The 13,611-nt window shown below is 72.6% G+C and carries 13 protein-coding genes, 1 tRNA gene and 1 pseudogene; 10 read left to right on the top strand and 5 right to left on the bottom strand.

Translation table 11 applies throughout. The features are described from left to right. Positions 1-12: 12 nt before the first annotated feature. Positions 13-651, bottom strand: coding sequence for an ion transporter (locus BM051_RS01165; RefSeq protein ID WP_208325855.1), 639 nt, complete (start codon positions 649-651; stop codon positions 13-15). Positions 652-878: 227 nt separating this feature from the next. Here BM051_RS01165 and BM051_RS01160 point away from each other — a divergent pair, with 227 nt between their 5' ends. From BM051_RS01160 to BM051_RS28880, 3 genes are all read left to right on the top strand, one after another. Continuing rightward, positions 879-1,343, top strand: coding sequence for a hypothetical protein (locus BM051_RS01160; RefSeq protein ID WP_092526583.1), 465 nt, complete (start codon positions 879-881; stop codon positions 1,341-1,343). A 76-nt stretch (positions 1,344-1,419) separates the two neighbouring features. Further along, the gene (locus BM051_RS01155; RefSeq protein ID WP_092526580.1) at positions 1,420-2,427 is read left to right on the top strand and encodes an SDR family oxidoreductase; all 1,008 of its coding nucleotides are present in this window, start codon (positions 1,420-1,422) and stop codon (positions 2,425-2,427) included. Between the two features lie 67 nt (positions 2,428-2,494). Next, on the top strand, positions 2,495-2,644 hold the full coding sequence (locus BM051_RS28880; RefSeq protein WP_166677587.1) for a hypothetical protein: 150 nt from the start codon (positions 2,495-2,497) through the stop codon (positions 2,642-2,644). 44 nt (positions 2,645-2,688) lie between these two features. On the opposite strand, the pseudogene BM051_RS30575 reads toward BM051_RS28880, so the two are convergent. Further along, a pseudogene (locus tag BM051_RS30575) lies at positions 2,689-2,847 on the bottom strand (DUF2267 domain-containing protein); the annotation flags it as partial. A 278-nt stretch (positions 2,848-3,125) separates the two neighbouring features. Between BM051_RS30575 and BM051_RS01145 the strand changes: the two are divergent. The 3 genes from BM051_RS01145 to BM051_RS01135 all read left to right on the top strand — a co-directional run bounded on the left by BM051_RS01145 (position 3,126) and on the right by BM051_RS01135 (position 5,474). Further along, positions 3,126-3,479, top strand: coding sequence for a YciI family protein (locus BM051_RS01145; protein ID WP_092526573.1), 354 nt, complete (start codon positions 3,126-3,128; stop codon positions 3,477-3,479). A 126-nt stretch (positions 3,480-3,605) separates the two neighbouring features. Then, the gene (locus tag BM051_RS01140; RefSeq protein WP_092528337.1) at positions 3,606-4,829 is read left to right on the top strand and encodes an RNA polymerase sigma factor; all 1,224 of its coding nucleotides are present in this window, start codon (positions 3,606-3,608) and stop codon (positions 4,827-4,829) included. Positions 4,830-4,847: 18 nt separating this feature from the next. After that, complete coding sequence (locus tag BM051_RS01135; RefSeq protein ID WP_092526570.1) at positions 4,848-5,474, top strand: maleylpyruvate isomerase family mycothiol-dependent enzyme; 627 nt, start codon at positions 4,848-4,850, stop codon at positions 5,472-5,474. Positions 5,475-5,560: 86 nt separating this feature from the next. Here BM051_RS01135 and BM051_RS01130 read toward each other — a convergent pair. From BM051_RS01130 to BM051_RS01120, 3 genes are all read right to left on the bottom strand, one after another. Then, a tRNA-Val gene (locus tag BM051_RS01130) sits at positions 5,561-5,635 on the bottom strand. 77 nt (positions 5,636-5,712) lie between these two features. Next, the gene (locus BM051_RS01125) at positions 5,713-6,174 is read right to left on the bottom strand and encodes a peroxiredoxin (protein WP_092526567.1); all 462 of its coding nucleotides are present in this window, start codon (positions 6,172-6,174) and stop codon (positions 5,713-5,715) included. A gap of 93 nt (positions 6,175-6,267) precedes the next feature. Then, positions 6,268-6,693 carry a DUF3052 domain-containing protein gene (locus BM051_RS01120; protein ID WP_092526564.1) on the bottom strand — a complete coding sequence of 142 codons (426 nt, stop codon included), beginning with the start codon at positions 6,691-6,693 and terminating at the stop codon, positions 6,268-6,270. Positions 6,694-7,116: 423 nt separating this feature from the next. On the opposite strand from BM051_RS01120, the gene aceE reads away from it, so the two are divergent. From aceE to BM051_RS01100, 4 genes are all read left to right on the top strand, one after another. After that, positions 7,117-9,924 carry a pyruvate dehydrogenase (acetyl-transferring), homodimeric type gene (gene aceE / locus BM051_RS01115; RefSeq protein WP_092526561.1) on the top strand — a complete coding sequence of 936 codons (2,808 nt, stop codon included), beginning with the start codon at positions 7,117-7,119 and terminating at the stop codon, positions 9,922-9,924. Between the two features lie 342 nt (positions 9,925-10,266). Further along, the gene (locus tag BM051_RS01110; RefSeq protein ID WP_092526558.1) at positions 10,267-11,481 is read left to right on the top strand and encodes a PucR family transcriptional regulator; all 1,215 of its coding nucleotides are present in this window, start codon (positions 10,267-10,269) and stop codon (positions 11,479-11,481) included. 165 nt (positions 11,482-11,646) lie between these two features. Continuing rightward, positions 11,647-12,597 (top strand): ACP S-malonyltransferase, encoded by a 951-nt coding sequence (locus tag BM051_RS01105; protein WP_092526555.1) that lies wholly within the window; start codon positions 11,647-11,649, stop codon positions 12,595-12,597. Further along, positions 12,594-13,589, top strand: coding sequence for a beta-ketoacyl-ACP synthase III (locus tag BM051_RS01100; RefSeq protein WP_092526552.1), 996 nt, complete (start codon positions 12,594-12,596; stop codon positions 13,587-13,589). The genes BM051_RS01105 and BM051_RS01100 overlap by 4 nt, the downstream gene beginning before the upstream one ends. Positions 13,590-13,611 lie beyond the last annotated feature (22 nt).

The following is a 13,611-nucleotide window of genomic DNA, read 5'->3' as shown; positions in this document are numbered from 1 at the left end:
CCACCGTGCCGGTCACCGCCGCGGCTCCTCCCGGAGGAAGTAGGCGCCCAGCGCGGCGGCCAGTGTCGCGAACACCACCACCGAATAGGCGGCCAGCACGACCTCGACCACCCTGGCGAGCCCACCCGGCGCGGTGAGCGGCTCACCCACCACGGTGGCCAGGCTCGCGTCGTGCAGCGCCTCGGCGTAGCTGGGGTAGCCGCCGGTGGAGTAGAGCAGCTGACTCGCTGCCAACGCCACGATCGCGCTGAGCGAGGCCAGCCAGGCCAGCCGGCTGGACAGCAGCCGGCCGGCGGAGCGGCTGCCGCGCACCACCGAGCTGACCAACCGGGCGACCCGGCCGAGCCGGGCCAACCGAAGGAACCGCAGGAACGGCACCACCAGGAACGCCAGCTGCCACCAGGTCCGGCGGAGGAACGCCACCCGCCGAGGCGCGACGTAGAGCCGCAGCGCGTACTCGGCGACGAACACCAGCCACAGCAGCCAGCCGGCCACGGACAGCACGGTGACCAGCGGCGGGTCCTCGGCGACCGCCTGGCCGAGCACCACGAGCAGGAACAGCAGGCCCAGCACGCTCATCGGCCGGTCGATCCGGCCGGCCAGCTGCTCGGCCCACTCCTGCCGATCCTCGGTCTCGCGGGGTGGGCTCACCACCTCCTTCTGGTACCCGGCCCGCCGGGCGGCACTCCTCCGCTCCTCCGCTCGCCAGGGCTCGGTCGATGCTCGGCGGTCGTCGTGCGGCCGTTCCAATGGGCCGCGCTCCTCCCACCTCCGCTCCTCCCTCGCCAGAGCTCGGTCGATGCTCGGCGGTCGTCGTGCGGCCGAGCCGGCGAGGCTCATCCGGTTTCCGCCCCGGTCCCCGCGGGCATCCCGCAGGCATGATTGGTTCGATCCTGCGGGGCGCCGCCGCGGGCGCGGCCGGTACCACGGCGCTCAACGCCGCCACCTACCTCGACATGGTGCTGCGCGGCCGGCCGGCGAGCAGTACGCCGAAGCAGACGGTCGAGAAGCTCACCGAGAAGACCGGGGTCGAGGTGCCGGGGGACGACAAGCAGCGCGGCAACCGCGTCTCCGGTCTCGGCGCGCTCATGGGCATGACCACCGGCGTCACGGTCGGCGCGTGCTACGGCGCACTGCGGGCGCTCGGCTGGACGCCCGGGCTGCCGGTCGCCGGCCTGTTCACCACGGCGAGCGCGATCGCCGGCTCGGCCGCGCCGATGACGGCGCTCGGCGTCACCGACCCGCGGACGTGGAGCACCACCGACTGGCTCAGCGACGTCGTGCCGCACCTGGCGTACGGGCTCACCACCGTGGCGACCTACCGGGCCATGGACTCGCGGTAGCGCCCCAACGCCCACAGCGCCCACCGCGCCCACAGCGCCCACTTCCACGAGCCCATTCACGAGGAGGTTTTCCGACATGACCGGTAACGGACGGGTCGTCGTGGTCACCGGCGCGACCGGCGGCATCGGCCGAGCCGCCGCGCGGACGTTCGCCGCGCGCGGCGACCGGGTGGCCCTGCTCGCCCGCGGCGAGACCGGGCTGGACGCCGCGGCGCGGGAGGTGAAGGCGGCCGGCGGCCAGGCCCTCCCGATCAGCGTCGACGTGGCCGACCACCGGGCGGTCGACGAGGCCGCGCAGCGGGTGGAGGACGAGCTGGGCCCGATCGACGTGTGGGTCAACGACGCGTTCACCTCGGTGTTCGCCCCCTTCGGCAAGACCGAGCCCGAGGAGTTCCGCAGGGTCACCGAGGTCACCTACCTCGGCTACGTCTACGGCACCAAGGCCGCGCTGAACCGGATGCTGCCGCGGGACCGCGGCACTATCGTGCAGGTCGGCTCGGCGCTGGCCTACCGGGGCATCCCGCTGCAGTCCGCCTACTGCGGAGCCAAGCACGCCATCCAGGGGTTCACCGAGTCGCTGCGTTGCGAGCTGCTGCACGACGGGTCGCACGTGCGGGTGACGATGGTGCAGCTGCCCGCGGTGAACACGCCCCAGTTCGACTGGGTGCTCTCCCGGCTGCCGAACAAGGCCCAGCCGGTGCCGCCGATCTTCCAGCCGGAGCTGGCCGCCGACGCCATCGCCTACGCCGCCGACCACCCGGGGCGGCGGGAGTACTGGGTCGGCGGGTCGACCGTGCTGACCCTGCTGGGGAACAAGTTCGCGCCGGGGCTATTGGACCGGTACCTGGCGAGGACCGGGTACGAGTCGCAGCAGACCGAGCGGCCGCGGAACCCGGACCAGCCGGTCAACCTGTGGGACCCCGCCGACGACCGCGAGGGCCACGACTTCGGCGCGCACGGCCGGTTCGACCGCACGGCGAAGCGGTCGAGCGCGCAGGTGTGGGCCTCCCGGCACCACGGCCTGCTGGCCGCGGCGGGCGGCGCCGTGCTGGCGGGTGCGCTCGGCCTGGCCCGCCGCCGCTGAGCCCGAGCCGTACCGAGCTGGGCCCGACCGACCCGACGTGCCCCGTGTGGGCGAGGAGGTGACCGCGGTGCCGGCGACGACGGACACCGACCGGCTCCGCCGCGTGCTCAACGACGTGGACCTCGGGGGAGTCGCCGGCCGGGGCGAGCACGTCCAGCACGTCCGAGGACAGTCGCTGGCGGAGGAAGTCGACCGCCCCCGGGTCGCTGTGGCGTAGGCCTCGACCACTGCCTGCGCCAGGTAGCGGGCCCGTTCCGGCGTGGTGCCCAGCCGCTGGCCCACCTCGACGACCAACCCGGCGCCGTCGCGGATCTCGGGTGGGCTTGGCACCCGCGCGTCGTCGTCGAGGCTGCCCGGCAACCGCTCGGCCAGCCGGCCGCGATCCTCGGACGGCAGGCAGTGACCCAGCGTCCTGAGCACGGCCTCCACAGCGGAGCGGGCCTCGTCGTTGTCCCGTCACGGACGGGTTGTCCCGTACCGTGTCGAGCAGGTCCTGGTACTTCATTCCGTGAACCTCCCTCCGCCGGTCCGCCAGCCCGAGTGCCTGGGCGGCACTGACTCAACCGTGGCCCGAGCACGAGCCGGACCTCCCGGCCGGAAAGAAATTTCGGATGCTTGTCCATCGCGTGGGTCCTCGTCCGTAGTAATGGCGAACGGCGGCCACGCCGGACGCCGAACGACGATCCAAGGAGCCAGACATGAAGTACCTGCTGCTGATCAACAGCGCCCCCACGGACGGGACCGACGCCGCCGACCAGTGCGCGTTCGAGGACTGGCAGGGCTACGACAAGGCCATCCAGGACGCGGGCGTCGTCGTCGACTCGCACGCGCTGGCCGACCTGACCACGGCGACCACGGTTCGGGTCGGGCCCGACGGTGAGCGGAGCATCACCACCGACGGGCCGTTCGCCGAGACCCGCGAGGTCCTCGGCGGCTACTACGTCATCGACGTGCCCGACCTCGACACCGCGCTGGAGTGGGCCGCCCGCTGCCCGGGCGCGCGGGACGGCGGGTCGGTCGTGGTGCGGCCGGTCGCCGACTTCGAGGGCTGAGGCATCGCGGGCATCGCGGGCATCGAGGGCATCGAGGGCATCGAGGGCATCGAGGGCATCGTGGAGGAGAGCCAGGCGCCCGGCACGCCGCGTTCGGAATCACCGGTGGCCGTGTCGGTGGAGACGATGTTCCGCGAGGAACGCGGCCGGCTACTGGCGTCGCTGGTCCGCCAGTTCGGTGACCTCGACCTGGCCGAGGACGTCGCGTCCGAGGCGATCGAGGCGGCGCTGGTGCGCTGGCCGGTCGACGGCATCCCGCCGAAGCCGGGAGCGTGGCTGCTGACCACGGCCCGGCGCAAGGCGGTGGACCGCCTGCGCCGGGACCGGACGTACGCGGCCAGGCTGGCGATCCTGCAGGTCGAGACCGACCGGACCGGGCCCGTCCCACCGCCGGACGTGGACGGTGACCTGCCCGACGAGCGGCTGCGGCTCTTCTTCACCTGCGCCCACCCCGCACTGCCCGCCGAGGACCGCACGGCGCTGACCCTGCGGTGCCTCGCCGGGCTGACCACGCCCGAGGTGGCGAGGGCCTTTCTCGTGCCGACGGCGACCATGGCCAAGCGGATCGTGCGGGCGAAGCGGAAGGTCCGGCAGGCGCGCATCCCGTTCCGCGTGCCCGGGGCCGACGAGTGGCCGCACCGCCTGCCCGGGGTGCTCCAGGTCGTCTACTCGATCTTCACCGAGGGCTACGCGGCCAGCTCGGGCGCGGACCTGCAACGCCTCGAGCTCGCCGAGGAGGCCGTCCGGTTGGCGCGCATCCTGCGCCGGCTGCTGCCCGCCGAGCGGGAGGTCGCCGGACTGCTCGCGCTGATGCTGCTGGTCCATGCCCGGCGGGCCGCGCGGACCGGTCCCGGCGGGGAGCTGGTGTTGCTCGAGGACCAGGACCGCGGCCGCTGGGACCACGAGATGATCGAGGAGGGTCGCCGGTTGGTGCCGGTCGCGCTGGCCGGCGGCCCACCCGGCCCGTACGGGGTGCAGGCGGCCATCGCCGCCCTGCACGACGAGGCGGCGGATCTGGCGAGCACCGACTGGCCACAGATCGTGGCGCTCTACGACGTGCTGCTCACGCTCACCCCGTCACCGGTCGTGGCGGTGAACCGTGCCGCGGCGGTCGCGATGCGGGACGGCCCGCCGGCGGGCCTCGCGCTGCTCGACGCGCTCGCCGACGAGCCGAGGCTGCGGACCTACCTGCCCTACCACAGGGCGCGGGCGGACCTGCTGCGCCGGCTCGGCCGGTTCGACGCGGCGGCGGCCGCCTACCGCACCGCGCTCGACCTGGCCGGCACCGAGCCGGAACGCGCCCACCTGCGGCGCGGACTGGACGCCGTCGAGCAACCCCACTCCCAGTGACCCGATTAGGAGACCGATATGGACATGTTCCTTGCGTGGACGAAGGCCGAACGGCTCGACCTCGCCGACTTCCTCGACGACCTCGGCACCGCTGAGTGGGATGTGCCGTCGCTGTGTGCCGGCTGGACGGTGCGCGACGTGGCCGCGCACCTGGCACTGTCCACCAGCGACACCCTCCTCGGCACGATCACCGGGATGATCAGGGCCCGCGGCGACTGGAACCGGATGAACGCCACCGCCGCGCGGGACTGGGCGCGGCGCTGCTCGCCGGCGGAGCTCGTCGCGCAGTTGCGGGAGATCGCGGGCTCAGCCCGGCGGTCTCCCGGCGCCGGACCGCTGGACCCGCTCGTCGACCTGCTCGTGCACGGACAGGACATGGCCCGACCGCTCGGCCGGACCTGGGCGATGGACCCACGGCGGGCCGCCGCCGCGCTCGACCACGTTCTGAGCAGCCGGTTCTATGGCGCCCGTCGCCAGTTCCGCGGCCTGCGGCTGGTCGCCACGGACACGGACTGGTCGGCCGGTGCCAGCCCCGACGAGGTCCGCGGTCCGGTGGCCGACCTCCTCCTCGTGGCGACCGGCCGCGCCGCGGGCCTCGCCGCCCTGTCCGGCCCGGGAGCCGAACGCATCCAGGTGAAGCCGTGACCGACCACGCGGACCGGGCGCCCGTCTCGGCGCCCCGTTCGGGATAGGGCACACCGTTCCCACTCGGCGCGGAGATCGCGTCCGGATGGTGGGCGCAGCAGGGTTCGAACCTGCGACCCCCTCCTTGTAAGGGAGGTGCTCTTCCGCTGAGCTATGCGCCCCGGTGCGGCACCTGGTCACGGTACCGCCCGTGCCGGGCCGGCCCGACCACGCCGGTCGGGCCGGCCCGTACCGCGTCTCAGGCCAGCTCGGCGACGGCCTTCTTCCACGCCTGCTGGTCGCGGGCCTCGCCGGGCTGGTTCACCTCGGCGAACCGGACCACGCCCTCGGTGTCGATGAGGAACGTGCCCCGGTTGGCCAGCCCCGCCTGCTCGTTGAACACGCCGTAGGCCTTGGCCACCTCGCCGTGCGGCCAGAAGTCCGACAGCAGCGGGAACTGGTACTTCTGCTGCTCGGCCCACGCCTTCAGGGAGAACGGGGTGTCCACCGAGACCCCGAGCACCTGCACGCCCTTGTCCGCGTAGTCGGAGAACTCGTCCCGCAGCTGGCACAGCTCACCCTGACAGATGCCGCTGAACGCGAACGGGTAGAACACCAGCAGCACCGGCTTGTCCCCCTGGAAGGAGGACAGGGTCACCGGCTGCTTGTTGTAGTCGTTGAGCGTGAAATCGGGGGCCTTGGAACCGACCTCCACCGCCATCAGTGCTTCCTCCCGCGTCCGTGTTCTCGCTTGCCTCGATGTCGCGACCAAACCCTATCGCGCGGCATGCCGGGAACCGCGGGGCCGAACGGGCTACCGACGTGATTTCGCCCTCGGCACCAGCCGGGTGGCCATCCACTCCGGCCCCACACTGAGATTGGACGTCTGCGACAACCCGACCGTGGGCACCGCCTCGGCGATGTCGCTCGGCTCCACGTGCCCAGGCTGGCCGGTCTTCGGGGTCAGCACCCAGATCACACCGTTCTCGTCGAGCGTCGCCCTGGCGTCGACCAGCGCGTCCCCGAGATCACCGTCGTCGGACCGCCACCACATCAGCACGATGTCGACGACCTCGTCGGCCTCCTCGTCGAGGAGCTCGTCGCCGATACGTTCCTCGATCGCCGCGCGAACCGCCTCGTCGACGTCCTCGTCCCAGCCGATCTCCTGGACCACCATGTCCGGCTTGACCCCAAGCCTGTCGGCGACGCCGTTGTAGTCAGCGTCTCCCGCGGCGACCACGACTTCACTCCTCCAACTAACAGCCGGGTGCGGCAGGTCACACCAGGGGCGCTGACGACCGCACATTCGTACAGAGATGGGGTAAGCGAACACCGGCGCGGCGCACGGCGCAACCGGCCACACCGGATCGACGGCAAGTCGTGTCGCAGGATACGCCGAGCGTGCGGCACCGGCGAGCCGACCGGCGGACGTCGCGAACCCCGCTCCCCACCCCTCCCGGCCCCGGTCTCGCCTAGGCTGGGGAAGGTACGCCCCACCAGCCGAAACGCGCCCGTGACGCGAGCCGCCGACGTTACCGGCGGGTAGCGATGACACGGGCGGCGTTCGGCGACGACGATGGCGGGTGAGCGCAATCGCCGCCACCACCGGGACGGCGAACCGAAGCAAGACGGTCACGACAAACGCAGACGGCGAGGAGATCCCTTGGCCCCCCAGAACGACAAGGTCGGTCGCGACGGCGCCACCGGCCAGGCGGCCCCGGCCCGCGTCCGGGTCATCCGCGACGGTCTCGCGGCACACCTGCCCGACATCGACCCGGAGGAGACGTCCGAGTGGCTCGACTCCTTCGACGCGGCACTGGCCAGGGGCGGCCAGCAGCGGGCCCGCTACCTGATGCTGCGCATGCTCGAGCGCGCCCGCGAGCGCAACGTCGGTGTGCCACCCCTCACCGCCACCGACTACGTGAACACCATCCCCACGGAGAACGAACCGTGGTTCCCCGGTGACGAGGAGATCGAGCGTCGCTACCGCGCCTACATCCGGTGGAACGCCGCGATCATGGTGCACCGCGCGCAGCGGCCGGGGGTCGGCGTCGGCGGGCACATCTCGACCTACGCCTCCTCCGCCGCGCTCTACGAGGTGGGCTTCAACCACTTCTTCCGTGGCAAGGACCACTCCGGCGGCGGTGACCACATCTTCATCCAGGGCCACGCCTCGCCGGGCGTCTACGCCCGCGCCTACCTCGAGGGCCGGCTCACCGCCGAGCAGCTCGACGGGTTCCGCCAGGAGTTCTCCCACGCCGGTGAGGGCGGCGGCCTGCCCTCCTATCCGCACCCGCGGCTGATGCCGGACTTCTGGGAGTACCCCACGGTGTCCATGGGCATCGGCCCGATGAACGCCGTCTACCAGGCCCGGTTCAACCGCTACCTGCAGTCGCGCGGCGTCAAGGACACCAGCGACCAGCACGTGTGGGCGTTCCTCGGCGACGGCGAGATGGACGAGCCGGAGTCGCGTGGACTGATCCACGTCGCCGCGGGTGAGGGGCTGGACAACCTCACCTTCGTGATCAACTGCAACCTGCAGCGGCTGGACGGCCCCGTCCGCGGCAACGGCAAGATCATCCAGGAGCTGGAGACGTTCTTCCGCGGCGCCGGCTGGAACGTGATCAAGGTCATCTGGGGCCGAGAGTGGGACGCGCTGCTGCACGCCGACCGCGACGGCGCGCTGGTCAACCTGATGAACACCACGCCGGACGGCGACTTCCAGACCTACAAGGCCAACGACGGCGCCTACGTCCGCGAGCACTTCTTCGGGCGCGACCCGCGCACGAAGGACCTCGTCAAGGACCTGTCCGACGCCGACATCTGGAACCTCAAGCGCGGGGGGCACGACTACCGCAAGGTGTACGCGGCGTACAAGGCGGCGCTGGAGCACCACGGGCAGCCCACGGTGATCCTGGCGCACACCATCAAGGGCTACGGCCTCGGCCCCGCGTTCGAGGGTCGCAACGCCACCCACCAGATGAAGAAGCTCACCATCGACGACCTCAAGTTGTTCCGGGACGCCCAGCGCATCCCGATCAGCGACGAGGAGCTGGAGCGTGACACGAAGCTGCCGCCGTACTACCACCCCGGCGAGGACTCGCCGGAGATCGAGTACATGCTCAGCCGGCGGCGCGCGCTGGGCGGGTTCCTGCCGGAGCGACGGGTGCGGGCCAAGCCGCTGGTGCTGCCCGGCGACCACGTGTACGAGGCGGTACGGAAGGGCTCCGGCAAGCAGGAGGTCGCCACCACGATGGCGATCGTCCGGCTGATCCGCGAGCTGGCCAAGGACAAGGAGATCGGCCACCGGCTGGTGCCGATCATCCCGGACGAGGCCCGCACCTTCGGCCTCGACTCGATGTTCCCGACGGCCAAGATCTACAACCCGCACGGGCAGAGCTACACCTCGGTGGACGCGAACCTGATGCTGGCGTACAAGGAGTCCGAGCAGGGGCAGCTGCTGCACGAGGGCATCAACGAGGCCGGCTCCACGGCGTCGTTCACCGCGGCGGGCACCTCCTACGCCACGCACGGCGAGCCGATGATCCCGATCTACATCTTCTACTCGATGTTCGGGTTCCAGCGCACCGGCGACGCGCTGTACGCGGCCGCGGACCAGATGGCCCGCGGGTTCCTGCTCGGCGCCACCGCCGGGCGGACCACCCTGACGGGTGAGGGCCTCCAGCACGCCGACGGTCACTCACTGCTGCTGGCCGCGACCAACCCGGCGGTGGTCAGCTACGACCCGGCGTGGTCGTTCGAGATCGCGCACATCGTGCGGGACGGGCTGCGCCGGATGTACGGCGAGGGCGGGCCGAGCGAGCTCGGTGAGAACGTCTTCTACTACATCACCGTCTACAACGAGCCCTACCAGCAGCCGCCGGAGCCGGAGAACCTCGACGTGGACGGCCTGCTGCGCGGGCTGTACCGGTACGCCGGCGCCCCGGAGGGCGAGGGGCCGGAGGCGCAGATCCTGGTGTCCGGCGTGCTGATGCCGGATGCGCTGCGGGCCCAGCGGATGCTCGCCGAGGAGTGGGGCGTGCGGGCCGCGGTGTGGTCGGCCACGTCGTGGACCGAGCTGCGCAGGGAGGCCGTCGAGGTCGACCGGGACAACCTGCTCTACCCGGCGGACAGCCCGCGGGTGCCGCACGTGACGAAGGCCTTGCAGGACGTCGCGGGCCCGGTGGTGGCGGTGTCGGACTGGATGCGCGCCGTGCCGGACCTGATCCGGCCGTGGGTGCCCACCGACATGCTCACCCTCGGCACCGACGGGTTCGGCTTCTCCGACACCCGGCCGGCCGCGCGCCGGTACTTCCTGGTGGACGCCGAGTCGATCATCGTCGGCGTGCTCACCGCGCTCGCCCGGCGCGGCGAGGTCTCCGGGGAGAAGGTGGTCGAGGCGACCCGGCGGTACCGGATCGACGACGTCACCGCCGCCGGCCCGCAGACCTCCGACTCAGGGGTCGCCTGATCAGGTCCCCGTCCCGCCGGGGTGCTCCACGAACGGGTGAGCTGGCTGGCGTTCCTTGATCGCCAGGGTCCATAGTGGAATTACCGGTGGGGACCGGGGAGACGAGGCCGTCCGGCGCAGCGACAACCGCACGCGCCGGGCGGCCTCGGGATTTGCGGGGGACCGGCGAAACTCGTCGAGGGCGACTCGTCCGACCACTGGAGCCGGGCACGGATCGCTCCACGATCCCGGTTTTCTGCTCTCCGGTTCGCCCGGTTCGACACCCTCGACCGCTGGGACCGGCCGCGCCTCCCCGCTCGCCCGCGGCCGCCGGCGCCACCGCGACGTACGATCGGCGGTGCGATGACCCAGACCAACTCCCGCCGGCGCGGTCCGACGCGGCACGGCCTCTCCGCCAGGACGTTGCGCGAGCTCGAACGCGCCACCGGCCGGCTCGCCTCGGCGAGCGTCGCGGCCATGGAGGAGCGGCTGCCGTGGTTCGGCCGGATGCCGGCGGACCAGCGGGCCAGCGTGCTGCTCATCACCCAGGCCGGCGCGGCGGGCTTCGTCGACTGGCTGCGCGACTCGAAGGAGGCCCTCACACTCACCACCGAGGCCTTCCGCGGCGCACCCCAGGAGCTGTCGAGGTGGATCAGCCTACGACAGACCGTCAGCCTGGTCCGGCTGGCCATCGAGGTCTTCGAGGAGCACCTGCCCGAGTTCGCCGCCGACGAGGCCGAGCGGGCCGCGCTCGTCGAGGGCATCCTGCGCTACGGCCGGGAGGTCGCCTTCGCCGCCGCCAACTCCTATGCCGCCGCCGCCGAGACCAGGGGCGCGTGGGACGCGCGGCTGGAGGCGCTGGTGGTGGACGGCATCGTGCGTGGCGACGCCGAGGAGGCCGTGCTCTCCCGCGCCACGGCGTTGGGCTGGGACCCCGCGGCCGCCGCGACCGTCCTGGTCGGCAACCCGCCGTCCGACGACCCGCCGAAGGTGGTGTTCGAGGTGCGCAGCCGGGCGGCCAGGGTCGGCCGACCGGTGCTGCTCAGCGTGCAGGGCTCCCGGCTGGTGGTCGTGGTCGCCGGCCCGACCGACGCCGAGGGCGGCCACCAGAAGGTCCTCAACGGGATGGCGGTGGCCTTCGGCGAGGGCGCGGTGGTGGCCGGACCGACCGTGCCCAGCCTCGCCGAGGCCCACCTGAGCGCGGCCGAGGCGCTGTCCGGGCTGCGCGCGGTGGTCGGCTGGCCCGCCGCACCCCGCCCGGTGCGGGCCACCGACCTGCTGCCCGAGCGGGCGCTGGCCGGCGACGCCGAGGCCGAGCGGCTGCTCGTCGAGGAGGTCGCGCGGCCGCTGGAGGAGGCAGGGCCGGCGCTGCTGGAGACCGTGCAGACCTACCTCGACACCGGCGGCGTGCTGGAGACCTGCGCGCGCACCCTGTTCGTGCACCCCAACACCGTGCGCTACCGGCTGCGCAAGGCCGCCGAGCTCACCGGCCGGCAGGCGGCCGACCCCCGCGACGCGCTGGTGCTGCGCATCGCGCTCATCGTGGGCCGGCTGGCCAGGGCCCGCGGCCTGTGGTGAGGTCGTTCTCCCCCGTTCGGCGGTGACGGCGATCACGAAAAACTACCCGAACCCGACAACGATGTCTCGACCCCGGAGTTCATCCGCCCGTCACCTTTGTAGCCCGCCCACAACTCCATGGAACGGACTTGGTGACCCCCGGCATCCCGCGGAACCCGCCCGATTGTGTTCCCTAGAAGGGTGATTGCCCTCCTTGCGCCCGGACAGGGTTCCCAGGCTCCCGGCATGCTCGCGCCCTGGCTCGAGGCCGAGGGTGCGCGGGACCGCGTCGACGAGTGGTCGCGGCTCACCGGTCTCGACCTGGTCCGGCTCGGCAGCGAGGCCTCCGCGGAGGAGATCCAGGACACCGCCATCGCGCAGCCGCTGATCGTCGCGCTCGCCCTGCTCGCCTTCGAGCGGCTCGACCGCGAGGTCGAGGTGCCGGCCGGCGCCCCGGTGGCGGGGCACTCGGTCGGCGAGCTCGCCGCGGCCGCCGTCGCCGGGGTGCTCTCCCCCGCCGACGCCGTCGCGTTGGCCGCCGTGCGCGGGGCCGAGATGGCCAAGGCGTGCGAGGCGGAGCCCACCGGCATGGCCGCGGTCATGCTCGGCGAGCCCGAGCGAGTGGTCGACTGGCTGGCCGAGCACGGCCTGACCGCGGCCAACCGCAACGGCGCCGGCCAGATCGTCGCCTCCGGCGCCGCCGGCGCCATCGAGCGGATCGTCGCCGAGCCACTGGAGGGCACCAAGGTGCGGGCGCTCAAGGTGGCCGGCGCGTTCCACACCGAGTACATGGCCTCGGCCGAGGCCGCGCTGCGCGAGCACGTCGCCGGCATCACGCCCGCCGACCCCACCCGCCCGCTGCTGTCCAACGCGGACGGCGCGGTGGTCACCAGTGGCGCCGAGTACCTCGACCGGCTGGTGCGGCAGGTCACCCGCTCGGTGCGCTGGGACCTGACCATGCGGGGGCTGGCCACGCTGGGGGCCACCGCGACCGTCGAGCTGCCGCCCGCCGGCACGCTCACCGGCCTGGTCAAGCGGGAGCTGAAGGGCACCGTCACCAGCGCGGTCGCGCTGAAGACCCCGGCCGCGCTGGACTCGGTGCGGGACCTGGTCGCACCGGGGGAGGACACCCAGTGACGACACCATCGACGCCGCGCCCGGCGTTGCGGCTCTCCCGGGGGCCGGCGGCCACCCGCATCCTCGGCATCGGCAGCACCCAGCCGGAGCGGGTGGTCACCAACGACGACCTCGCCAAGACCATGGACACCACGGACCAGTGGATCCGCGACCGGGTGGGGATCATCGAGCGGCGGTTCGCCGACAAGGACGAGCTGCTGGTGGACATGGCCGTGACGGCGGGCACCAGGGCACTGGCCGACGCCGGCGTCGAAGCGTCCGAAGTAGACACGGTGATCGTGCCGAACTGCACGATGCCGGCGCCGATCCCGAACGCCGCCGCCCAGGTCGCCGACCGGATCGGGGTGCGGGCCGCCGGCGCGTTCGACCTCAACGCCGCCTGCGCCGGCTTCTGCTACGGCCTCGGGGTCGCCTCCGACCTGATCCGCGCCGGCTCGTCCGGCAAGGTCCTGGTGATCGGCGCAGAGAAGCTCACCGACGTGGTGGACCCGGTGGACCGGGCGAACGCGATCATCTTCGCCGACGGGGCCGGCGCGGCCGTGGTCGGTCCTTCCGACGAGCCGGGCATCGGACCGGTGGCCTGGGGCAGCGCCGGCGAGCTCGTCGACACGATCTACATGCGCGAGCAGAAGTACATCTACCAGGAGGGCCAGTCGGTCTTCCGGTGGGCCACCACGCAGATCGCCCCGATCGCGATGCGCGCGGTCGAGGTCGCCGGCCTCCGGTTGTCCGATGTGGACGTTCTGGTGCCGCACCAGGCGAACCTGCGGATCGTCGAGGCGATCGCGAAGCGGCTGCGGGCCAAGGGCGCGCGGGAGGACATGGTCGTGGCCGACGACATCAAGTACTCCGGCAACACCTCGTCCGCATCGATCCCGATGGCGCTGGACCACATGCGCGCCGATGGCAGGGTCCGCTCCGGCGACGTCGTGCTGATGGTCGGCTTCGGCGCCGGGCTCTCGTACGCCGGTCAGGTCGTCATCTGTCCGTGATATCAACAACGCCGGTGGGCGC

It is taken from the genome of Amycolatopsis arida, from assembly GCF_900115565.1.
In the GTDB taxonomy this organism is placed as follows: Bacteria; Actinomycetota; Actinomycetes; order Mycobacteriales; family Pseudonocardiaceae; genus Yuhushiella; species Yuhushiella arida.
The sequence above is the reverse complement of the archived record's forward strand: the minus strand, read 5'-3'. Positions and strand labels throughout refer to the sequence as shown.

Excerpts from the sequence above, each read along its gene's own strand:
- BM051_RS01160 (WP_092526583.1), top strand. The coding sequence starts at position 879 with ATGATTGGTTCGATCCTGCGGGGCGCCGCCGCGGGCGCGGCCGGTACC.
- BM051_RS01155 (WP_092526580.1), top strand. The coding sequence starts at position 1,420 with ATGACCGGTAACGGACGGGTCGTCGTGGTCACCGGCGCGACCGGCGGC.
- BM051_RS01145 (WP_092526573.1), top strand. The coding sequence starts at position 3,126 with ATGAAGTACCTGCTGCTGATCAACAGCGCCCCCACGGACGGGACCGAC.
- BM051_RS01140 (WP_092528337.1), top strand. The coding sequence starts at position 3,606 with ATGTTCCGCGAGGAACGCGGCCGGCTACTGGCGTCGCTGGTCCGCCAG.
- BM051_RS01135 (WP_092526570.1), top strand. The coding sequence starts at position 4,848 with ATGGACATGTTCCTTGCGTGGACGAAGGCCGAACGGCTCGACCTCGCC.
- BM051_RS01125 (WP_092526567.1), bottom strand. The coding sequence starts at position 6,174 with ATGGCGGTGGAGGTCGGTTCCAAGGCCCCCGATTTCACGCTCAACGAC.
- BM051_RS01110 (WP_092526558.1), top strand. The coding sequence starts at position 10,267 with ATGACCCAGACCAACTCCCGCCGGCGCGGTCCGACGCGGCACGGCCTC.